The organism is Rhodoferax ferrireducens (genome assembly GCF_049302455.1).
Classification (GTDB): domain Bacteria; phylum Pseudomonadota; class Gammaproteobacteria; order Burkholderiales; family Burkholderiaceae_C; genus Rhodoferax; species Rhodoferax ferrireducens_B.
In genome coordinates this window covers 1-21,324 of the sequence record NZ_JBAQMD010000107.1, presented here as the reverse complement: position 1 = coordinate 21,324, position 21,324 = coordinate 1, and the positions used below count along the sequence as shown (strand labels likewise).

General features: G+C 62.6%; 21 protein-coding genes. 15 read left to right on the top strand and 6 right to left on the bottom strand.

Features of this window, described 5'->3' with window-relative positions; translation table 11 throughout:
- Positions 1–38: 38 nt before the first annotated feature.
- Positions 39–164, bottom strand: a complete 126-nt coding sequence (locus tag WA157_RS17850; RefSeq protein ID WP_422622251.1) for a hypothetical protein — start codon at positions 162–164, stop codon at positions 39–41.
- Between the two features lie 104 nt (positions 165–268).
- On the opposite strand from WA157_RS17850, the gene WA157_RS17845 reads away from it, so the two are divergent.
- Complete coding sequence (locus WA157_RS17845; RefSeq protein ID WP_422622250.1) at positions 269–745, top strand: CopD family protein; 477 nt, start codon at positions 269–271, stop codon at positions 743–745.
- A 9-nt stretch (positions 746–754) separates the two neighbouring features.
- A complete protein-coding gene (locus tag WA157_RS17840) occupies positions 755–1,993 on the top strand; it encodes a multidrug effflux MFS transporter (protein ID WP_422622249.1) in 1,239 nt (412 codons plus the stop codon).
- Positions 1,994–2,011: 18 nt separating this feature from the next.
- Here the strand turns inward: WA157_RS17840 and WA157_RS17835 are convergent, their stop codons facing one another.
- A complete protein-coding gene (locus WA157_RS17835) occupies positions 2,012–2,941 on the bottom strand; it encodes a LysR family transcriptional regulator (RefSeq protein WP_422622248.1) in 930 nt (309 codons plus the stop codon).
- A 122-nt stretch (positions 2,942–3,063) separates the two neighbouring features.
- On the opposite strand from WA157_RS17835, the gene WA157_RS17830 reads away from it, so the two are divergent.
- Positions 3,064–3,246, top strand: a complete 183-nt coding sequence (locus WA157_RS17830) for a hypothetical protein (RefSeq protein WP_422622247.1) — start codon at positions 3,064–3,066, stop codon at positions 3,244–3,246.
- An 18-nt stretch (positions 3,247–3,264) separates the two neighbouring features.
- On the opposite strand, the gene WA157_RS17825 is transcribed toward WA157_RS17830, so the two are convergent.
- The 3 genes from WA157_RS17825 to WA157_RS17815 form a co-directional block, all read right to left on the bottom strand.
- Entirely contained in the window at positions 3,265–3,990 is a 726-nt protein-coding gene (locus WA157_RS17825) for a hypothetical protein (protein ID WP_422622246.1), read from the bottom strand.
- A gap of 528 nt (positions 3,991–4,518) precedes the next feature.
- Positions 4,519–5,499, bottom strand: a complete 981-nt coding sequence (locus tag WA157_RS17820) for an MlaD family protein (RefSeq protein WP_422622245.1) — start codon at positions 5,497–5,499, stop codon at positions 4,519–4,521.
- Positions 5,500–5,510: 11 nt separating this feature from the next.
- The gene (locus WA157_RS17815) at positions 5,511–6,398 is read right to left on the bottom strand and encodes an MlaE family ABC transporter permease (RefSeq protein ID WP_422622244.1); all 888 of its coding nucleotides are present in this window, start codon (positions 6,396–6,398) and stop codon (positions 5,511–5,513) included.
- A 112-nt stretch (positions 6,399–6,510) separates the two neighbouring features.
- On the opposite strand from WA157_RS17815, the gene imuA reads away from it, so the two are divergent.
- The 10 genes from imuA to WA157_RS17765 all read left to right on the top strand — a co-directional run bounded on the left by imuA (position 6,511) and on the right by WA157_RS17765 (position 15,458).
- A complete protein-coding gene (imuA, locus tag WA157_RS17810; protein WP_422622243.1) occupies positions 6,511–7,260 on the top strand; it encodes a translesion DNA synthesis-associated protein ImuA in 750 nt (249 codons plus the stop codon).
- Entirely contained in the window at positions 7,229–8,539 is a 1,311-nt protein-coding gene (locus tag WA157_RS17805) for a DNA polymerase Y family protein (protein ID WP_422622242.1), read from the top strand. Before imuA ends, WA157_RS17805 begins: the two co-directional genes overlap by 32 nt.
- A gap of 212 nt (positions 8,540–8,751) precedes the next feature.
- Entirely contained in the window at positions 8,752–9,240 is a 489-nt protein-coding gene (locus tag WA157_RS17800) for a bacteriohemerythrin (protein WP_422622241.1), read from the top strand.
- Positions 9,241–9,392: 152 nt separating this feature from the next.
- The gene (locus tag WA157_RS17795; protein WP_422622240.1) at positions 9,393–12,671 is read left to right on the top strand and encodes an error-prone DNA polymerase; all 3,279 of its coding nucleotides are present in this window, start codon (positions 9,393–9,395) and stop codon (positions 12,669–12,671) included.
- Positions 12,672–12,791: 120 nt separating this feature from the next.
- Positions 12,792–12,998, top strand: a complete 207-nt coding sequence (locus WA157_RS17790; RefSeq protein WP_422622239.1) for a hypothetical protein — start codon at positions 12,792–12,794, stop codon at positions 12,996–12,998.
- Between the two features lie 188 nt (positions 12,999–13,186).
- Positions 13,187–13,483: a helix-turn-helix transcriptional regulator gene (locus WA157_RS17785; protein ID WP_422622238.1), complete on the top strand. Its 297-nt coding sequence runs from the start codon at positions 13,187–13,189 to the stop codon at positions 13,481–13,483.
- Positions 13,484–13,697: 214 nt separating this feature from the next.
- Positions 13,698–13,955, top strand: a complete 258-nt coding sequence (locus WA157_RS17780) for a type II toxin-antitoxin system RelB/DinJ family antitoxin (protein ID WP_422622237.1) — start codon at positions 13,698–13,700, stop codon at positions 13,953–13,955.
- Positions 13,897–14,220, top strand: a complete 324-nt coding sequence (locus tag WA157_RS17775) for a type II toxin-antitoxin system YafQ family toxin (protein ID WP_422622236.1) — start codon at positions 13,897–13,899, stop codon at positions 14,218–14,220. The genes WA157_RS17780 and WA157_RS17775 overlap by 59 nt, the downstream gene beginning before the upstream one ends.
- Positions 14,221–14,413: 193 nt before the next feature.
- A complete protein-coding gene (locus tag WA157_RS17770; protein WP_422622235.1) occupies positions 14,414–14,668 on the top strand; it encodes a hypothetical protein in 255 nt (84 codons plus the stop codon).
- A 22-nt stretch (positions 14,669–14,690) separates the two neighbouring features.
- Positions 14,691–15,458, top strand: coding sequence for an alanyl-tRNA editing protein (locus WA157_RS17765; protein ID WP_422622234.1), 768 nt, complete (start codon positions 14,691–14,693; stop codon positions 15,456–15,458).
- Between the two features lie 74 nt (positions 15,459–15,532).
- On the opposite strand, the gene WA157_RS17760 is transcribed toward WA157_RS17765, so the two are convergent.
- Positions 15,533–17,140: a DUF5666 domain-containing protein gene (locus tag WA157_RS17760; RefSeq protein WP_422622233.1), complete on the bottom strand. Its 1,608-nt coding sequence runs from the start codon at positions 17,138–17,140 to the stop codon at positions 15,533–15,535.
- Between the two features lie 553 nt (positions 17,141–17,693).
- On the opposite strand from WA157_RS17760, the gene WA157_RS17755 reads away from it, so the two are divergent.
- Together WA157_RS17755 and WA157_RS17750 are read left to right on the top strand one after the other, a co-directional pair.
- Positions 17,694–18,602, top strand: a complete 909-nt coding sequence (locus WA157_RS17755; protein WP_422622232.1) for a caspase family protein — start codon at positions 17,694–17,696, stop codon at positions 18,600–18,602.
- Between the two features lie 21 nt (positions 18,603–18,623).
- The coding region (locus WA157_RS17750; RefSeq protein WP_422622231.1) for an esterase/lipase family protein at positions 18,624–21,324 on the top strand (2,701 nt) is incomplete at its 3' end.

Sequence of the window (21,324 nt, the reverse complement as noted above, 5' to 3'; positions counted from 1 at the left end):
TCATAAATTCAGCATGAATTAAGACGCCTGCCCCGGGCTCAAGTCAGCAATTTGACCCGCATGTCCGGATGGAGATGCCAGCCGGCCAGCCCTGCCACGCCCATGACAGCGTCGAACGCCGTGGGCAGCAAAGCGACCCGGTACAGCGGCCAAAGTTGCGTCAACGCTGTCGCCGCGAGGACGGCGATTCAGGTTCAACCCGAACTGCAGCAGCTGTGGTATCATCGATGACGCCCGCCTTCTGAACCCCACCGACCTGCCCCAACTCATGCTCTACACCGCGCTCAAAACCGTTCATCTCTTGTCCATCATCGTCTGGATTGGCGGCATGGTGTTTGCCCAATTCTTTTTGCGCCCCGCGCTGAGCCAATTGGAGCCGCCGCAGCGCATCCGGTTGATGCACGACGTGCTGGGCCGTTTCTTCAACGCCGTGCTGGTCGCAGCCGGCTTGACGCTGGGCAGCGGCATCTGGATGATCGGCCGGATGGCGCGGCAAATGGCGCAATCGGGCGTCAAGTTCAACATGCCGCTTGAATGGATGGTGATGGCGACCTTGGGCCTGTTGATGATGCTGATTTTTGGCCATATTCGCTTTGTCCTTTTCGCGCGCCTGTCGCGTGCGGTAACAGAAGCCGCCTGGCCTGCGGGCGGCGCGGCGCTGGCCAGCATTCGCACCTGGGTGATGGTGAATCTGGTGCTTGGTGTGCTGATCGTGGTGGTCACGCTGCTGGGCCTGTCGCTCTGATATTTCCGCATGAACCCCGACGCGCAACAACTCTGGCGGGCGCCCCGCTGGGCGCTGGCGGTGCTGCTGGCGGTGCTGGGCATGCTGGGACCGTTCTCGATTGACACCTATATACCGGCTTTTTCCGGCATCGCCCAATCGCTGGGCGCGACGCCGGTGCAGATGCAGCAAACGCTCTCGGCCTACCTGTTCGGCTTTGCTTTCATGAGCCTGTTTCACGGCGCGATTTCCGATAGCGTGGGGCGCCGACCGGTGGTGTTGTGGGGCCTGGCGGCCTTCACGCTGGCCTCCATGGGCTGCGCCCTGTCGCAAAGCATTGGCCAGTTGGTGTTCTTTCGGGCCGTGCAGGGCCTGACCACGGGCGCCGGCATTGTGGTCTCAAGAGCCGTCGTGCGTGACATGTTTGCGCCGGCGCAGGCACAAAAGGTGATGAGCCAGATCACCATTTATTTCGGCGTGGCGCCGGCCATTGCGCCCATCATTGGCGGCACCCTGTTTGTGCACTTGGGCTGGCACAGTGTGTTCTGGTTTCTGACCGCGGTGGGCGTGTTGCTGTGGGTCGCCAATTACAAGCTCCTGCCCGAAACCCTGCATCTCACGCAACGTCAGCCGCTCAAGGTCAGCAATCTGCTGCAGGGCTACTGGAAGCTCGGGCTCGACCCGCGCTTTTTGCTGCTGGCGCTGGCCAGTGGCGTGCCGTTCAACGGCATGTTTTTGTACATCTTGTCGGCGCCGGCTTTTTTGGGTGGGATTTTGGGTTTGGCGCCGACGCAGTTTTTCTGGTTCTTTGTACTCACCATCAGCGGCATCATGGGCGGCGCCTGGTTCAGCGGCCGCATGGCGGGCAAACTGGCGCCCAAGCAGCAAATCAAGTACGGTTTGTTGATCATGCTGCTGATCGCCAGCCTGAATCTGGTGGCCAACTGGCTCTTCAAGGCGCATGTGGCGTGGTCGCTGTTTCCGATTGCCATCTTCGCGTTTGGCTGGGCCATGATGGTGCCGGTGATCACCCTGCTGGTGCTCGATCTGCATCCGGAGCGCCGTGGCATGGCCTCCAGCTTGCAGGCCTTTATTGCCTCCTCGGCCAATGGACTGGTGGCCGGTCTCATTGCGCCGCTGGTGATGCATTCATCCGTGTCACTGGCCGTCGCTTCTCTGAGCATGATGTGTGTCGGTCTGTTCGCCTGGCTCTATCTGCACCGCCGCTGGCCCGATATTGGCCGGGTGGTGGAACATCCGGCGCATTGACCGCCACCGGCCTACCTGTCAGGGCGAACCCGCTGGTGTGACGCGCTGGAATTGCTGGTCTGAGTCCTTGAAAAAATCCACCAGGAAATCGACCATCGCCCGCACCTTGGGCGCCAGATTGCGACCGCTGGGGTAGGTGGCGAACAAGGGCACCGGCTCCACATGGTGCCAATCGGTCAGGATCGGCACCAACTCCCGGCGGGCGATGGCCGCACTGACGATGACGTTGGTCAGACGCGTGATACCCACCCCCGCCACCGCCAGTTGCAACACGGTTTCGGCATTGTTGGCCACGACATTGCCACCGATGTGCACCACGCGGATGCCATCGTCGGTGTCAAAAGGCCAGCGTCGCAGTGCGGGCAGGCTCGAAATCCACAGACAGTTGTGCTGTTGCAAATCGTCCGGTATGCGCGGCGTGCCATGCAGCGCCAGATAGCTCGGAGCGGCGCAGATCACCCGCTCCAGCGTGCAAATGCGCCGCGCCACCATGGATGAGTCGTCCAGCGGTCCGGTGCGGATCGTCAGGTCGATGCCTTCCTCCATGGCCGCAGGCGGCTGATCGCTGATGGTGATGTCCAGCTGCACGTCTGGGTAAAGCCGCTGGAAATGGGGGATGGCGCGCGCCAGTTGATGCAGGCCGAAGGTCGATCCGCAGTGCAGGCGCAACAAGCCACGCGGGCTCAAGCCGGCCTGGGTGACCTCGGCCTCGGCCTCATCCATGGCCAGCAGAATCGGGCGCGCACGGGCGTAGAAAGCTTCGCCTTCGCTGGTCAGTTGCAAGCGGCGGGTGGTGCGTTGCAGCAGTCGTGCGCCCAATCGGTCTTCGAGCCGCGTCACCAATTTGGACAAGGCCGATGGTGTCAAACCCATCTCGCGCGCGGCGGCGGTAAACCCACCGGTTTCGACGGCGCGGACAAAAGCGGTCATCTCGGCGGAACGATCCATGGCGCGATTATGGATGAATATTCATCAATGTTTGTCCATGAACGCTAATTGTCATTCGCCTGAGATGTAATTACAGTTAACTCCATGAGATGTTGCGTCGCAACATGAAAAAGGAAGAAATCATGGATTCGATCCAAATGGATGAGATTCAGAAATACGCCAAAGAACTCCGGGCGCAGGAAATGCAGCGCATTGCGGGCCTCATTGGCACCGCTGTGGGGGCTGGTCTGGCCGCAGTCAGTGAGCGTCTGCGGCACCTGTTCAACTGGAACCCGCAAAGCGAGAAGTCCACTGGCACGGTCTGATCAGGGGTGTGGGCGCGCCTAAGGATTTTTTGGCGCGCCTTGCAAGACCAGGTCGATCCGGCGCTGAATCCGACTGGCTGACTGAGCGTCCTGTGCATCACCCGCGCGTTTGAGTTGCACACCCAGCCAGGCCAACAGCGGGCGACGCCAGCCCTGGCTGGACGCGGTATCGGTCGCAGTGGCGACATCAAAGCTGCTCAGGCGGCTGCTTTGCAGCAGTGCACCGGCAGCGATCAGGCGTGACAAGGGGTCTTCAATGGCGGCCAGCGCACTGGGTTGCGGGTCGGATGGCTGCTTGGCCGCCGCCGTCAAAACGATGGCACGGTACGGGACCGGCAGCCGCGCCACATCCAGGCCGCGCCACTGGCCGGTCAAAAATGCCGCATAAGCCTGCTCGTCAGGGCCCGCCTCCAAGGCCAGCGTTTGATAACCGGCACATTGATCCAGCTCCAGGCTGGCCAGGCGCACCGCGCAGCGCGTCAGTTCGGCGCGCGCCAGCAGGTCGGCGCGGCCCGTGCTGGCGATCTCGGACTTGGCGCGCGTAAACTCAAAATCGGCCAGTCGCGTGTTGCCTTTCAGGTAAGCCGCTGAAAAATCCTTGAGCGCGGCAAAGGCATTGGTTTGCCAGTCGGGTGGCACCGGCTTGCTGGCGCAGGCGCTCAAGAGCAGGGCGCTCAGCAGGGTGATCCAGTGACTGGCGCTGGTCCGGTGCTGGCTTGGATGTGTTCGTTTGCTTGATTTCATTTTTTTATCTGATTGATCTGGATTCATTACTTTCAATCTTTTTACGCTTGACGATTCCATCGGCCGTGGCCTTTGCTGGGCTTCAATTCTTAACTTTCTTTTTCCCCACTCACTCCCCCCGCCCTCTCCCGCCCCGCCGGGCGGAAGAGGGGGCCAACCGCCACATTTGGCCGCGTCCTTTACGGTGGGAAATAAACGCTCGACCGCGCGCTGGCCTCAAAGTGACGGTAACCCATGAACCAGCCAATCCCGTCAATTCAAGGCTAGCGGCCAAACCAAGACTGCAAACCAGCGCAGCATCTGCCTGGGTGATCAGCCGGTCAATGCCATGGCGAAACTTTGAGGCCAGCGCATCATCAAGAAACAAATTTCCCACCATTAAAGCGTTGGCCAAATGTGGCTGTTAGCTCCCCTTTCCGCCCCGGCGGGGGTGTAAAGGGGCGGGGGGATAGGGGGGGGAATACAGACATCAAAAAAACATTAACAATCAAACATTAACAATCAAAAACCAGATAACGAGAAAAAACATCAAGGCAATTTAATCTCCGTATCCCGAGCAAACGGCCATTTGCGGTTCACCTCTTCCACCAATTGGCTCACCTTGCGCAGGCTGATCTCGACTTCGGCGCGCAGCGCACCCAGGTCGGCGCTGGCAACGCGCGCATTCGCGCCCACGGCCTGGGCTTCGGCCAGCACGGCATCGACTCTTTTCAGGCTGGCACGGGCGTCGGTCAAGACGCCGGTGAGCTCCCGAATTGCCACCTGCGAGCCATCAATGGTGGCCTGGGCGCTGTCCATCACGCCCTTGGCGCCAAAAATGCGTTGATCGGCTTTGGCCAGCAGCGCGTTGGTCTGGTCCAGCGTGGCGATGATTTTTTTGGCGTTGTCTTCGCTGCCCATCACGCCGCTGAGCAGGCCGTAGCGGCCGGTCAAGCGCTCGCTGACTGTTTTCAGGTTGCTTAGGCTGGTGTTGATATTGGACTCCGGCCCGGTCATGTTCTCCAGGTTTTCCAGCAGCGTGCGGGTCGACGCCACGATGCGGGGGATTTCGGCGTTGGTGTCGCCGCGCAGCACGGTGCGCTCGGCGTTGGCCGGCAAGGGCGGGTCGCTCAGAATGCCACTGAAGGCGCGCAGGTGGGTTTCTCCCACCATGCTGCGTTCCATGGTGAAGATGCTCGATGTGCGCAGCCAGGGCGCGTCCTTGAGTGGCACGTCAATCACCATGCGCGCCTTGCCGTCCAAGGCCAGCTCGATGCGCCGCACGCGGCCGATGGGAAAGCCCGAGAAGGTGAGATCCATGCCGACGAGCACACCTTCGGAGTCGTCGGCCACCAGCACCAGCTGCTGGGTTTTCTCGAACACGCCGCGCGCGTACATCACGTACAGCAAAAAACCGCAGATCAGGGCCGTGATCAGGACCAGCAGCATGATGGCCCTGAACTCGACGTGGGCGATGGTTGCCGGGGGCGGCGCGGCGGGTGGCGATGAGGGTGGGGATTGTGGTTCCATACGGTGTGAGCTTAGATGTACTTGATCACCAGCGAGGCGGCCTCGATCAACAAGAGGACCAAAAACAGGCGCGCGGCACCGGGCTGCACGCCATTGGCGTTGGCGTTGTCGCGCGCCGCTTCCAGACTGGCAGCCATCGGCACCACCGCCACGGCCAGACTGAAGAAAACAGTTTTGAGGGCAAAGCCCAGCGTGACGGACAGATCGAACACATGGCCGACGGTGCGCGTGTAGCCCGGCAGCCCCCAGGGCGACAAGCCATAGACGATGAGATAGGCCAGCACCAGCACAATCACGCTGTTGATCATGGCCAGCGTCAGGACCGAGAAGGCGCTCGCCAGCACACGCGGCACCACGTCAGCGCGCAGGCGGGTGAGGCTTATTGATTCGGCCTGACGAAGACCCGATTTCCGTTCGGGCTGAGCTGGTCGAAGCCCTTCGATCGTTCGACCAGCTCCCGACAGGCCAGGCTCAGGGCGAGCGGTGAAAGAGTCATGAGCTTGCAAAGTGTTGGCCTGCGCGTTGAACGTCATCCCGGCGCGCAGCGCCACAAACAGGGCCGCCGACAGCGGAATGAGCTCCAGCACCAGCACCCGCACCACCATCTGCAGGGCGTATTGCGACAGGCCGTAGTTCAGCGCCGTGACCACCACGATGCGGATCAGCACCAGACTGAACAGGGCGGCCATGGCCGTGAACCAGGGCAACACCTGCCAGGTGCTGGCATAAATATGGCGCGACGTGATGGCGCGGTTGGCGCGGTTGTAGGTCGAAGGCGACAGGGCCAGCACCAGCACGATGGCACCGAGGTGAATCATGTGCCACCAACTGGCCGCCCCGCGCAGCAAGGCCCGGCCCCAGGCGGCGCTGTCAAGGTGGGCGTAAGAGCGGGTTGGCATGGCCGGATGATAACGAGCCGAACGTGGGAGCGAATCGACAAGACGCAAGCCAGGCAATTCACTATACTGTTGTTTCATACAGTTAATTACCCTTGATTTTCAGTGATTGCTCATGCTGCCGAGTTCCTTGTCTGTTGCCTCTCTTGACTTTGGCGCCGCCGTCTGGCGCGCCGATGCGCTGGCCTGCGCCGCCGGAGCCACGGTTGCCAGCGGCCATGGCGCGCTGGACGCCGAGTTGCCCGGGGGTGGCTGGCCACTGGGGGCGATCAGCGAAATCCTGCAGCCGCCGGGTGTTTGTCAGGAGTGGCGCCTGTTGCTGCCGGCGTTGACGCGAACCTGCGGCCCGGTGGTGTTGGTGGGCCCGCCACAGGTGCCGTTTGGCCCTGGGCTGGCTGCACAGGGCCTGGATGCCCGGCGCTTGTTGTGGGTTGGCGCCGCTGCGCCTGCGGCCCGCCTGTGGGCGACCGAGCAGGCCTTGCGTTGTGCCGAGGTGGTGGTGGTGCTGGCCTGGTTGCCGCAGGTGCGCACTGAGCAGCTGCGGCGTTTGCAACTCGCTGCCCAGACCCACAGCAAGCTCTTGTTTGTGCTGCGACCGGCGGCGGCGCAAAGTGAGTCCTCGCCCGCCGTGCTGCGCCTGCTGCTGGTCCGTGCGCTGGCCGCCGATGTGGCGTCAGACGCCTTGCGGGTGCAGATTCTCAAGCGGCGCGGTGCGCCGCTGGCGCACACCTTGGTGCTGAGCGCCCGTCCCGCCGGTCTGGCGGTGTTGCTGGCTTTGCGGGGTGACAGCCAAGGGCCTGGTCAGCAGCTTGTGGCCAGGGAGGAGGCCGGTCATGCACTGGATTGCCTTGCGGCCAGGGCCTGAGGCCGATGTTGATCCCGATGCGCTGCTCGCCTTGGGCGGCTGGGCGCTGCAGTACACGCCCAAGGTCGCTCGGCTGGACGATGCGCTGCTGCTGGAGGTGTCGGCCAGTGAGCGCCTGTGGGGTGGCTGGCGCGCGCTCCTGCGCCAAATTTATACATCAAATAAGCCAGTAGCCCCCGTCCAGTATGCGCGAGGCGCTACTTCTTTAATAGCGTATGCACGGCTCCAGGACAAGGCCTTGGCGCGCACGAGTCCTGACGATCTGCCGCTGCACACGCTGGCGGCGGCCCGGCCCCATCTGGCCACGTTAGAGCGGCTCGGCTGCAGCCATTGGGGCCAGTTGCGCGCCCTGCCACGGGGCGGTGTGGCACGGCGCTTTGGCGCACCGCTGCTGGCGGCGCTGGACCGGGCCTACGGCCTGCAGCCCGAGCTCTACCCGTGGCTGGCGCTGCCCGATGTGTTCGATGCCACGCTGGCGCTGGGCGCCCAGGTCGAAACCGCTCCGGCGCTGCTGCTTGGCGCACGCCGCTTGTTCCAGCAGTTGCAGTTGTGGCTGCAACTGCGCCATCGGGGCGTGCTGGCGCTGGAGTTGTGCTGGACCATGGACGCCCGGCGCAACACCGCGACCCAGGGTCAACTGCCGCTGCGCAGTGCCGAGCCGAGCGCGGACATGGCCCATCTGCTGCGCCTGGCGGGCGAGCAGCTGGCCCGCGTGACCTTGCCCGCGCCGGTGCACGCCCTGCGTTTGCGCACGCTGGAGACGCAAAAACTGGCGGGTGAAACGGCCAGTTTGCTGCTAGAGGCGCGCCGCTCCGGCGACAGTCTGCAGCAGTTGCTGGAGCGTCTGAGCGCCCGCCTGGGCGCGCAACAGGTGCTGCAGATGCAGCCCTGCGACGAGCACCGGCCGGAAAAAATGCAAGTCTGGCAAGCCGCTGTCAATGCTTCACAATTGATAGCTACTTGCGAAGGAAGGACGGGGGCTAGAGCCCTAAAAGATACAAACAGCTCGGCGCTGTATCCGACCTGGCTGCTGGCCACGCCGCGCCAGCTCGCGGTGCACCAGAAGCGTCCCCACGACCTGGGCCCGTTGACGCTGATGGCCGGTCCGCAGCGGCTTGAGGCTGGCTGGTGGGAGGCAGATGACTGCGCCTTGCGCGACTATTTTCTGGCCCGCAGCGAGCAGTCTGGTTTGTTGTGGATTTACCGCGAGCGCCTGAGCGGGCAGGGCGCAGCCGCCAACGCCGACCCGCAATGGTTTTTGCATGGGCTTTTTGCTTAGGCGAGCGCTGGTGTGTGATCTGGGTTACCGCATCGATGAGCTTGAGCGCCACATCCGCATAGTTGAGTTTTATTAGCTCTTTTTCATGTATCCATACCTTGATGTAGGTATCAAAATGCCCTGTAGAGGGGGGTGCCATGATCAAGTGATTAGCTTACAGTTTCGATCATCATCAGACCAGCCACGCCGGCATGCAAAAAGGAAATACTTCAATGACTTCAGAAATAACGTCCACCAAGACTCCGTTCGTCATCGAATGGCGCGATGGGTTCAAGGTCGGCATCGACCAGGTTGATCAGGAACACCGGCACCTGTTCACGCTGGTGAAAGCGTTGGATCTGGCATCGGTCGATCAAACGGTCGAAGAGTTGCTCGATTACGTCGTCACGCACTTCTCCAACGAGCAGGAACTGATGGAAAGTAGCGGGTATCCGGCTTTTGAGCAGCACCTCAAGCTCCACGAAGAGTTTGGCGCACAGGTCGCCGACTTTCTGGGGAACCAGGGGGCGTGGACCGAGGATCGCGTGCAGGAACTGCGCCGTTTTCTGAACAAATGGCTGATTGGCCACATCATGACCCACGACCTGCGCTTCGGAAAGTGGAGGGCAAACCAGCGTGCCCCAAGTGCGCCCGTTGTCCCCGCGGTCGTGCCACCCACTGGTTTTTTTGCCCGCCTGTTTGGAAGAAATAGACCGAGCTGATCAGGCACTGCATCGTCGGCGATTCAACCCATCGCCTGCCAGCAGGGCCAACCCCTGCTGGCCGTGGCGCAAAACCACTTGTGAAAGTGGCATCATTGTTTATACTGGTTTTTTAAACAGTATTTCACCGGGTTTCCGGTGGCATTTTTCCCATGGTGTCTTCTATGGCGGGCTATTGCGAGCTGCATTGCCTGTCCAACTTCAGCTTTGGACGCGGCGCCTCGCACCCGGAAGAGCTGGTGGCGCGTGCGGCAGCCCTGGGTTACGCGGCGCTGGCCCTCACCGACGAGTGCTCGGTGGCGGGTGTGGTGCGCGCGCATACCGAGGCGAAAAAACTAGGTTTGAAGTTGCTGCCCGGGGCCGAGTTTGCGGTGACGCAGGCTGATGGGACCGATGGCGCCGCGCCTGCTGCCGGTTTTCGGCTGGTGGCGCTGCCGCACGACCTGCAGGCCTGGGGCGACCTGTGCGAGTTCATCACCCAGGCGCGCCGGGCCGCGCCCAAAGGCCAGTACCGGTTGCTCTGGCAGGACGCCCCCTGGGCGCTGCTGGGCGGTTGCGAGATCTTGCTGGGGCTGCCGTCTGCTCTTCATTTCGAAGTTGCTTACGCAATAACGACGGGGGCTAGAGCCCTGTTTGGTCCAAATTTATGGCTGTTGATCGAGTTGCTGCTGGCGCCTGATGACGCGCTGCAGGGGCAGCGGCTGCAACAACTGGCCCGTCTCACCGGCGTGCCGCTGGTGGCGGCCGGCAACGTGCACATGCATGTGCGCTCGCGCAAGCCGCTGCAGGATGTGCTCAGTGCCGTGCGACTGGGCCAGCCGGTGTTTGACTGCGGCCGCTCGTTGCAACCCAACGCGGAGGCGCACCTGCGCTCGCGCCAGCGCCTGGCCGCCATTTATTCGCCCGACGTGCTCGCCAACACGCTGCTAGTGGCGGCACGCTGCAGCTTCAGCCTTGATGAGTTGCGCTACCAGTACCCGCTGGAGACGGTGCTGCCGGGCTTGTCAGCGGCGCAAACCCTGCGTCGTTACACCGCCGAGGGCGCGCTCTATCGCTACCCGCAGGGCACCCCGGCCTCTGTGCAGCAGCAGTTAGAGCACGAGCTGGCGCTGATCACGGAACTCCACTTTGAGATGTATTTTTTGACCGTGCACGACATCGTTCGCTTTGCGCGCAGCCGCCACATCCTGTGCCAGGGCCGCGGCTCGGCCGCCAACTCGGCGGTTTGCTATTGCCTGGGCGTGACCGAGGTGGATCCTTCGCGCATGAACATGCTGTTCGAGCGCTTCATCTCCAGAGAGCGCAACGAGCCCCCTGATATCGACGTCGATTTTGAGCACCAGCGGCGCGAAGAAGTCATCCAGTACATCTACGCCAAGTACGGACGTGAGCGCGCCGCTTTGAGCGCCGTGGTCATCAGCTACCGTCCGCGCAGTGCCTTGCGCGATGTGGGGCGCGCGCTGGCTGTTCCCGAGGCGCTGATCAGCGCGCTGGCCAAAGAGCACCCCGGCATGTACAGCCGCACGGTGCTGGTTGAGCGGCTGCAGTCAGCGCTGGCGCTGCTGGCGGCAGACGTGGCACCACCCGCTGAACGTCTGCAGCTTTGGCTCGATCTGAGCACCCAGTTGCAGCGTTTCCCGCGCCACCTGAGCCAGCATCCGGGCGGCTTTGTGCTCACCCGCGGCAAACTCACCCGGCTGGTGCCGGTGGAGAACGCCGCCATGCCGGAGCGCAGCATCATCCAGTGGGACAAGGATGATCTGGACGCCATGGGGCTGCTCAAGGTGGACGTGCTGGCGCTGGGCATGCTCAGCGCCATCCGGCGCTGCCTGGACCTCATCAGCGTGCAGCGCGGCACGCCGTTTTCAATGCAGGACATCCCCCCGGAAGACCCGGCCACCTACGCCATGATTTGCCAGGCCGACACCGTGGGCGTGTTCCAGATCGAGAGCCGCGCGCAGATGAGCATGTTGCCGCGCCTGAAACCGCGTTGCTTTTACGACTTGGTGGTGGAGGTCGCGATCGTGCGCCCGGGGCCGATTCAGGGCGGCATGGTGCACCCCTACCTGAAAGCGCGCGAGCACCCCGAGCAGGTGCCGTACCCCAGCCCGGCCCTGCAAGAAGTCCTGAAACGCACGCTGGGCGTGCCTATTTTTCAGGAGCAGGTGATGCAGATCGCCATGGCGGCGGCTGACTTTTCAGCCGGTGAGTCCGACAGCCTGCGTCGCTCCATGGCGGCCTGGAAGCGCCAGGGCGGCGTGCACAAGTTTTACGACCGCCTGGTCGGCGGCATGCTGAAGAACGGCTATAGCCTTGAGTTTGCCGAGCAGATATTCAAGCAGATCGAAGGCTTTGGCGAATACGGCTTTCCCGAGAGCCACGCCGCCAGCTTTGCCCTGCTGGTGTATGTGAGCAGCTGGCTCAAACGCCATGAGCCCGCCTGTTTTCTGGCCGCCCTGCTCAACAGCCAGCCACTGGGCTTTTACAGCCCGTCGCAACTGGTGCAAGACGCGCAGCGCCATGGCGTCGGGGTGCGCCCGGTCGATGTGACCCGCAGTGACTGGGATTGCACGCTGGAGCCAGCGAAGTCAACCAAGCTTTTGGGGTCGGATCCCAATTCGGGGCAAAAATTTTGGCAAAGCACCAGGCCGAACACCGATTTGGGCTCTGACCCCAATAGCGGTGCCACTCAATCACCAGACGTGTGCAGATCGCCCTTCGTGCGCCTCGGTCTGCGCCAGGTCAGCGGCCTGTCTGAATCGGCCGCCCAGCGCATCGTGGCGGCGCGTGTTGAAGCCCCGTTCACCAGCACCGAAGACCTGGCCCTGCGCTGCGCGCTCGATGCGGGCGACCTCAAGGCGCTGGCCAGTGCCGACGCGTTGATCAGCCTGTCGGGCCACCGGCGCCAGCAGGTGTGGGCGGCGGCGGCGCTGCAGAGCGCGCCCGGCTTGCTGCGGGCGGTGCCGGTGGCAGAAGCGGCGTTGCAACTCCCGCCAGCCAGCGAGGGCGAAGAAGTGATCTTCGACTACGCCGCCTTGGGGCTTACTTTAAGGTCGCACCCCTTGTTGCTGTTGCGCAAGCAGCTATCAAAAATGAGACTGATGACAGCGGCGCAACTGCGTGACTTGCCCAACGGCCGGCTGGCGCGCGCCTGCGGAATCGTCACCATGCGCCAGCAACCGCAAACCGCCAAAGGTGTGATTTTCGTCACGTTGGAGGACGAAACCGGCCAGGTCAATGTGATTGTGTGGAAGGCGTTGAAAGAGCGGCAACGCCCGGCGCTGCTGCGCTCGCGCCTGCTGGCGGTCCATGGCACCTGGCAGCGTGACGTCGAGAGCGGTGGCGACGTCTGCCACCTGATTGCCGGGCACCTGCAGGACCTGACGCCGCTGCTGGGCGGCTTGACGACGCAGAGCCGGGAGTTTTGTTGAACGCACTTCCCCTATCCGCTGGCCTATCTGTACCACTGGCTCAAGCTCGGCAAACCGCACTTTGAATCGCTGTCGGGCGGCTCGACCTTTGCCGAGTAGACCAAGGGAATCTTCAAACGCATGGAAATCCTCACACCGCCTCAAGCGCTGGTACAGCAGTTCCAGCAGCTTGTCGCGCCACTGTTCAACTCGATGGAAACCCACCTCAAAGCCAATGTCAGTCTCAAAGCCACCCGCGACGCCCTTCTCCCCCGCCTGATCTCTGGCAAGCTGGCGGTGGACGCGCTGGACATCCGCTTTCCGCCAGGGATGGCACCAACAGTCTAACCATTTGCTACGTTTTTGATAGCCACTTGTGCATATGTATCGGTGGCTAGAGGCCAATTTGATCGTAAAACTGAGAACCCTTGGCGCCCAATTCAGAAGTTAACTCAAACATTAACTTTTGTTGAGTTCTGGATAAAATTAGCTTGTGGGCTAATTTTCAAACTCGATCCTCCAAACGTTTCACCTCAATGAGTACCAAGTCTTTCGCCGCAATGATGGCCCGGCTGGCCGTCACCTCCGAGGGGCAGGCTGCACATGTAGCCGTGGGGTTTCTGGCGCAAGTCAATGCGCGCATGCAGGCCCAGGGTATGAGCAACGCAGCACTGGCCCGGCGCATGGGCACCTCGTCGGCCTACATCACGCGGTTGTTTCGCGGCAACGCCAATCTGTCAGTGCAGACCATGGTCAAGCTGGCGCAGGCAGTGGGTGGCTCGCTTCGGGTGGAACTGGCAGAGCAGGCGAATGTTGGCAGCCCACTGGCGTAAGCACCACACGTCAAAGAGCAGTCAAGTTGACACCAATCCAATTTGTAGCTACATTGCAGCTACGTACTGCAAAAAATCCAAACACTAAATTTAACTACTGAATCAAAAGCAAACGCAAAAAGCAAACGCATCAATCAAATACTTAAACATCAACACTATGCAAGCAGCAACGTATGGGAAGTCAGCCGAAATTCGTTCACGGATAGAGCCTGACTTGAAGAAGCAATCTACCGAAGTGCTCGCCGATTTGGGTCTCGACCTAAGCGGTGCCATCCGGTTGTTTCTGCGACAGGTTGTGGAAGTTCGCGGTTTGCCTTTTGAAATTCGCAAGCCCACGCCAGAAACAGTTGCAGCAATGATCGAGGCCCGCGAAATGACGGCGGCGCGTTACGGCTCTGCGAAAGAACTTTTTGATGCTCTCGATAAAAAAACCAGCAAAGGCAAAGCGCGCGCCTCTGCCAAGAAAGTCTGAACACACACGTCAATTTGGCAAGGACTGGGAGAAACTGACCCACTCAGGCAAGCAGGACATGCAGCGGCTCAAAGAGGCCATGATGTTGCTGATTGCCAATGAAGGGCCGTTGTCAGCCGAATGGCTGGACCATGCGCTGGAAGGCGAATGGGCTGATCACCGTGAATGCCATGCAAAGGGTGATCTGCTGCTGATTTACCGCTTGCAGGTCGACAGTGTGATTTTTGTTCGCGCAGGCACGCACTCAGAACTGTTTGGGCGATAGCCCTGAGAAACCCGCTTCGGCGGGTTTCTTTTTTGCGAAAACAGCTGCATGAAATGGATGCATGTAAGGTCGGCAAAAACGTTGGTAATGTTGTTGGTGAAATTTGATTAAGTTGCATTGAAATCAGCTACTTGCATGCGCTTATGACTTGGCAAAAAAGACTGCACGAAGGCTCGCCTTATTATCAGCAGCTATGCCCAACTTCATCTCCGAAGACCCAATCGAACAAGCGCTGCATCGCCTGCAGGATGAATCGCCCAAAGTCCTGGTGCAAGACTGGTACAAGACCGATCAGACGCGGCGCATTGTGCGCTCGGCGGTGGCCGAAGTGCTGGACCGGGAACTGCCCCAGGAAAGCTATGACCGCGTGCTGTTCCAGACCAAGTGCGACAACGTGTTCCACCTGGTGCTGGACCATGCAGCTCAGGGTCGCCAGTGGGCCGCGTGAGACATGCCGGTATTATCAAAGCATGTCCCAAGACCTCTTTCGCAACGACGCTTATCTGACTGAATGCACTGCCACGGTCACTGCCATCACGCCGCAGGGCATTGTGCTGGACCGCACCGTGTTTTATCCGCTGGGTGGCGGGCAGGCCGGTGACACCGGCCTGTTGGTCCTCGCCGACGGCAGCGAAATCGTGATTGGCGATACCCGCAAGGGCAAGGCGGAAGACGGCAGTTTCAATGATGAAATAGGCCACTTGCCCCCGTCGGATGTTCTCATACAGCTATTTAATCAGGAGCAAACAGCGGCTGTCAGGCTGGCCGTGGGCGACACCGTGACTGCACGCATCGATTGGGCCCGCCGTCACCGCCTGATGCGCTTTCACACCAGCACGCACCTGCTGTGCCATCTGGTGCCGCAGCTGGTGAACGGCTGCTCGATTACGCCCGATTACGCGCGGCTGGACTTCAACATGACCGATGCGCTGGACAAGGATCTGCTGACCGCCGGCATTGCCCGGCTGGTGGCGGCGGCCCACCCGGTCACGGTGGGCGCCATTACCGACGCCGAACTGGACGCCAATCCGGAGCTGGTGAAAAGCATGTCGGTGCAGCCGCCGCGCGGCAGCGGCAAAGTCCGCATGATTCGGATCGGCACCGAAGAGATGATTGACTTCCAGCCCTGCGGCGGCACGCATGTGGCCAACACCGCAGAGATCGGTCCGGTCGTCGTCACCAAGATCGAAAAGAAATCAGCCAGCACCCGGCGTGTGGTGCTGGGTTTTACCCCATGAGCCGCGGCCGGGTCAAATACATCACCTGAAACTCCTTCTTTGCCTGGGGCGGGGTGTGGTGTCGTGCCTTGGGGTCAGTCATTGCTGTCGTGATTGCTGTGGTTCTTGATGTCCACCTTGGTGGCGACGAACACGCCGTTGCTGCCTTGGGTGCCCTTGATTTCCACATAAACCCCGTTGGCCAGGCTGGCCGCATTCGTGTGTTCGAAGCGGGCCGCAGAGGCATCGACCGTCAAGCCGTTGAGCTTGAAACTGGCCACCGACGCAAAGTCGGACACCTGACCGTATTGTTCATAGCTCACATCGCCAACCGTCCCGTGGCTGCTATCGGTACTGGTGCCGCTATCGGTGCCGTGGCTGCCATCGCTACCGGTGTTGTTGTCGTTGCTGTGGCTGCTATCGCTACCGGTGTTGTTGTCGTTGCCGTGGCTGCTATCGGTACTGGTGCTGCTACCGGTGCTGCCGGTGCCATTGGTCTTGAGCTCGACTTTGGTCGCCTGCAGCAGGTTGCCCGACATGTTTCCCTTGATTTCGACATAGCTGCCGACCGCCACCTGGGCCAAGGTGGCGCCATGCCCGAACGTCGCAGTGCTCAAGTCAACACTGACACCATTGACGACCACGGTGCTGCCGTTGATGCTGCTGACAGCGCCATACAGCTCGTTGCGGCCGCCAATCTGGCTGGCACGGCAACCGTCCTGTTCAAGCTGTGTGGCCTGCAACACGCTGCCGTCCCAGTTGCCCTTGACCTCAAGCAGCTGACCCGTCGTGATGCTGCCGGTGCTGCCGGTGTTGCAGGTGCTGCCCTTGATCACTGCCTGTGACACATTCACCGGCGTACCCGAGACCTTCAACACGCCATTGATGGGCGCCGCATCGGCGATGCCCCTGATCTTCAGCCAGGCGCCTGCCGTGACGGCAGCGCCATACACCGAGCTCGCTTCCTCGACTTTTACCGTGCTGGCCGTCAGCACGTTGTTGACCGCGTCAAAATTGCTGGCGGCTGCCTTGATCTTCACCCGCTTGCCATCGCCCAGCACCCCGGTAACCACCGCCGTGCTGTAGTTCACCGTCAGGCTGCCCATCTTGAAGCTGGTGGCGCTCAGGTTGCCCACCACGCCGTTCAGGCTCAGCGTGGTGAGTGCTGTTGTCTTGAGCTGGATGAGGGTTGCCAGCAGGCTGCCGTCGGCCTGCAAGGCGCCGTACACCTCCACCGATTGCCCGGCCGTCAGTCCGGCCAGTCCGCTCACACCCTGGTAAGCGGTGGCCGTGTTGGTGTTCACCGTTTGCCCCAGCAACGTGAGCGTGTTGGCCGATGCATTCACGTTTGTGACCGTGCCCCGGATGCCATGCACCAAAGCCAATTGGCTGGCCGTGCCGAGCTGGGTGCTGTCGTCGGCAGTACCACTCACGCGCACCGTCATGCCCAGTTTGAGTTGATCCAGATTGATGTCCTGGCCGTCATCATCCTGCAGCGTGGCGCCCACCGATGAGAACCGCACGCCGTTCACGATGACCGAGCCAAAACCGGTGATCGGTCCGGCATACACGGCGGCCGCTGCGGGCGCGCTGGTGTTGTCAGCGGCGCTGGTGGAACCCCCGCCGCCGCCGCAAGCTGTCAGCATCACGGCACTGGCCAGGGTCATGACGGTCCAGTGGCTATTTGTTTTGTTTTGGCTCATTACATTCTTCCTTGAAGTTGGGTTGGTCTAAGTTTTGGCACACCGTGCACCGGAAACTGGCGCAACTTTATTTAGCAAATGTTATGGGAGGCTTAAGAGTTGTTTTGCAACCCTTTGGCAATGCCGCCGTTCAGAATGGATCCCGACCCGAGACTGCGCGAGAGCATCTGGCGCCATGGCCTGTCAAGGTCGCGTCAATTTGCCGTCTCACTTGCTTTTCTGCGTGAATCGACCCAGCACTTGTTCCCCCTTTGATCTTTATCAACTGATAGCCTTTGATCTCTGACTCCAATCACTCGCTATTGAGTACGTTTTCGAGGGCAAGAACAGTGCAGCTTTCTGGCTGAAACTGGCCGTGAATCCAATCAATTCAACCGCCTCGTTGAAAGCCTGAACGAACCAGACGACGTTACGTCTGATGCGGGTTTGGCCACGACGCCATCCGACCGAAGTGTCGGCCAGCCCCTGCGTGAGGAACGAAGCGAAGTTCGCCCATTACGCACAAGTGGGCCGCGCCCTGCTTTTTTCATGTCAAGCATGCAAGGAGAACAACATGGCAATCGACAACACCGCAAACACAAAGGCCCGGGGACTCTCCTTGCACATCGGCCTCAACAGCGTCAGCGGCGACGCCTACAGTGGCTGGACAGGGCCACTGGCTGCCTGCGAGTTCGACGCCAACGACATGGCGGCCATCGCGAAAACCAGGGGCATGAAGTCCACCGTTTTACTGAGCAAAAAAGCCACGCGCGCCAACACGCTGGCTGCCATGCGCAGTGCGGCCAAGTCGCTGAAATCGGGCGACCTGTTTTTCATGAGCTACTCCGGCCATGGCGGCCAGGTGCCCGACGTCAATGGTGACGAGCCGGACAACAAGGACGAAACATGGTGCCTGTTTGACGGTCAATTGATCGACGACGAGCTGTACTTCGCGCTCAGCAAATTCAAGGCCGGCGTGCGCATTCTGGTGCTGTCCGACAGTTGTCACAGCGGCAGCGTCACGCGTGAGCTGCCGCCGCCGCCACCGCCGCCCGGCCAGCGCGTCAAGCTGATGCCGGATGCCGTGGCCCGGCGCGTCTATGGCGAACACCAGGCCTTTTACGACAAGCTGCAGCAGGACGTCACCGACGCTGCCGGCAAGGCCAGCGTGGACCCGGATGCAGCGCTGGCGGCTCTGACGCAAGTCGGCGCGGCCGCCCATGCAACGGCGCTCGTTGGCCGCTTTCACCCGGCCGTGATTCTGATCTCCGGCTGCCAGGACAACCAGACCTCGATGGACGGCGAGCACAACGGCGCCTTCACTGAATCACTGCTGAAAGTCTGGAACCTGGGCAAGTTCAGCGGCAACTACGACGCGTTCCACACGCGTATCCGCGCCGCCCTGCCGACCAGTCAATCACCCAATCTGTTCACGCTGGGCCAAGCGGGGAACTTCCTGGCACAAACACCTTTCACGGTCTGACCACCCGGTTCGATGCATGCCATGGCCACCCGACCGCAGGACATCAGCTTCATCATCCCGGGCCAGGCGCAGGCGGCCAGTGCCGCCACGCGCGGCAGCAGCAAAGTTTCGATACAGGTTGGTGCGCAGCGCGGCGGCGCCGAGCCGGTGCGCGTCACCGCCCGCCCGGGCGAGGACGTCGTGGTGCTGAGCATCGCCAACGGGCCAACGCTGTACTTGCACCCCGAAGACGCGCGCGACCTGATGCGCGCGCAAAGCGCCGGCGCCACCCGCGGCGCGGTCAATGTGGCCGACGACAGCGAAGTTGTGGTGTCGCCGCAGCTCGGCTGGCCGGGCCTGGAGGCCGGCGCCACCCGTGGCGCGACGCGCGGCTGGATGGGCCAGGCCGTGCTCAGTGCCTTTGAGCTCATCACCGGCCTGAGCAAAGACCCGGCCGCCAAACTGGCCACCGCCGCCATCACGAAAAAAGTTGACGGTGCCGTGGACGCCGGCGTGTACGAGCTCTCGGCGACTGCGCTGGAGCCGCTCAAGGGCAGCGGGCGCAAGCGCGAGGCGGTGCCGGCGGCGACCGACGGCGGGCCGCTGCTGGTGCTGGTGCACGGCACTTTTGTCGACAGCGTCAGCACCTTCGGCAGGCTCTGGACCCTGCACCCGGAGACCGTGCGCGACCTGTTTCAGCACTACGGCGACCGGGTCTACGCACTCGACCATCCGACCCTGGGCCAGGGCCCGATCGCCAACGCCTTGACGCTGGTGCGCGCCATGCCGGCGGGCGCGCGCGTGCACCTGCTGACCCATTCGCGCGGCGGCTTGGTGGCCGAGGTGCTGGCGCGGGCCTGCGGCGGCAAGCCGCCTGGCAGCGAGGAACTGGCCTTGTTCGCCGGTGCCGACTACCGCCAGCAACGCGCCGACCTGCAGACCCTGGCCCAAGAGGCGATCGCCAAGGGCCTGAAGATCGAACGCGTGGTGCGCGTGGCCTGCCCGGCGCGCGGCACGCTGCTGGCGTCCAAACGCCTTGACGCCTACCTGTCGGTATTGAAGTGGAGCCTGGAGCTGGGCGGCGTGCCGGTGGCGCCGCAGTTGCTTGACTTCCTGATTGAAGTGGCGCGCCGGCGGACCCAGCCCGACGAATTGCCCGGCCTCGAAGCCATGATGCCCGAGAGCCCGCTGGTGCAGTGGCTGAACGGCGCCGGCGGTGGCAGCGGCGGCGGCGAGACCCTCCCCGGTGAGCTGCGCGTAGTGGCCGGCGACCTGGAGGGCGACTCGATCGGCTCCTGGGTCAAGACGCTGCTGTCCGATGCCTTCTACTGGACCGACAACGACCTGATTGTGCAGACCCGCTCGATGTACGGCGGCGCGCCGCGTGCCGCCAGCGCCGCCGGCGCCGGGGCGAGTTTTGTACTCGACCGCGGCGCCAGGGTCTCGCACTTCAACTACTTCGCCAACGAGAGCACGGTCAAGGCGATCACGGGTGCGCTGCTGGAGACCGCACCGGCCGACTTCGCGACCATCGGCCCCCTGTCGTGGGCCGGCGAGGACGCGAGTGGCACCCGTGCCGCGCGCGCCGTGGCGCGCTCACGCGGTGCCGATGCCAGCGGCGCCGACGCGGCCGACCGCCCGGCAGTGTTCGTGCTGCCCGGCATTCTGGGCTCCAATCTCAAGCTCGACGGCAAGCGCATCTGGCTCGGTTTTCGTTTTGTCAATGGTCTGAAGAAACTGGCGTGGGACCCGGCGACTGCCGCGCGCATCGAGCCCGACGGCCCGATTGGCAGTACCTACGATGACCTGATCGAGCGCCTGGCCGACAGCCACGAGGTGATCCCCTTCGCCTACGACTGGCGCCGCCCGATCGAAGATGAAGCGCAGCGCCTGGCGGCGGCGGTGGATGCGGCGCTCGCCGCGCGCAACACCAGCCAGCAACCGGTGCGCCTGCTGGCGCACTCGATGGGCGGGCTGGTGGCACGCACCATGCGTTTGGAAAAACCCGACACATGGGCCCGCATGATGGCACGTGAGGGCGCGCGCCTCTTGATGCTGGGCACGCCCAACGGCGGCTCGTGGGCGCCGATGCAAACGCTCTCGGGCGACGACACGTTTGGCAACGCCTTGGTCGCCTTCGGCGCGCTGTTCGACAACGGCGGCGCGCGCCAGATGATGGCCGGCCTGCCCGGCTTCATCCAGTTGCAGGCCGCGCTGCTCGACCCCACGCTCGGCCTCGACCAGGCCAGCACCTGGCAGAAGCTGGCCGACGAGGACATGGCGGCGCTGCGTGAACGCAGCATTTGGCACGACGAGGGCGCGCAGCGCACCATTTACGAATGGGGCGCACCGCCGCAAGCGGTGCTCGACCAGGCCGTGCAATTGCGCCGGCGCCTGGACGCGCAGGTCGAGACCCTGGGCGCCGACGCGCCAAAAATGCTGCTGGTGGTCGGCCACGCGCGCTTCACACCGGCCGGCATCACGCAGACCGCCGATGGCCTCGAATACCTCGACGCGCCGGACGACGGCGACGGCCGCGTCACCCTGGCGAGCGCGCTGCTGCCGGGTGTGCGCACCTGGAAGGTCGATGCCGAACACGGCAAGCTGCCCGACGAAGCGAGCGCCTTCGCGGCCTACATCGAACTGCTCAGCACTGGCCAGACCACCCAGCTGGAAGTCGTGGAGCCCGCCGCCCCCGGCGTGCGCGGCGCCGCCGGTGCGGCCGCAGGCGTGGCGGCGCTGG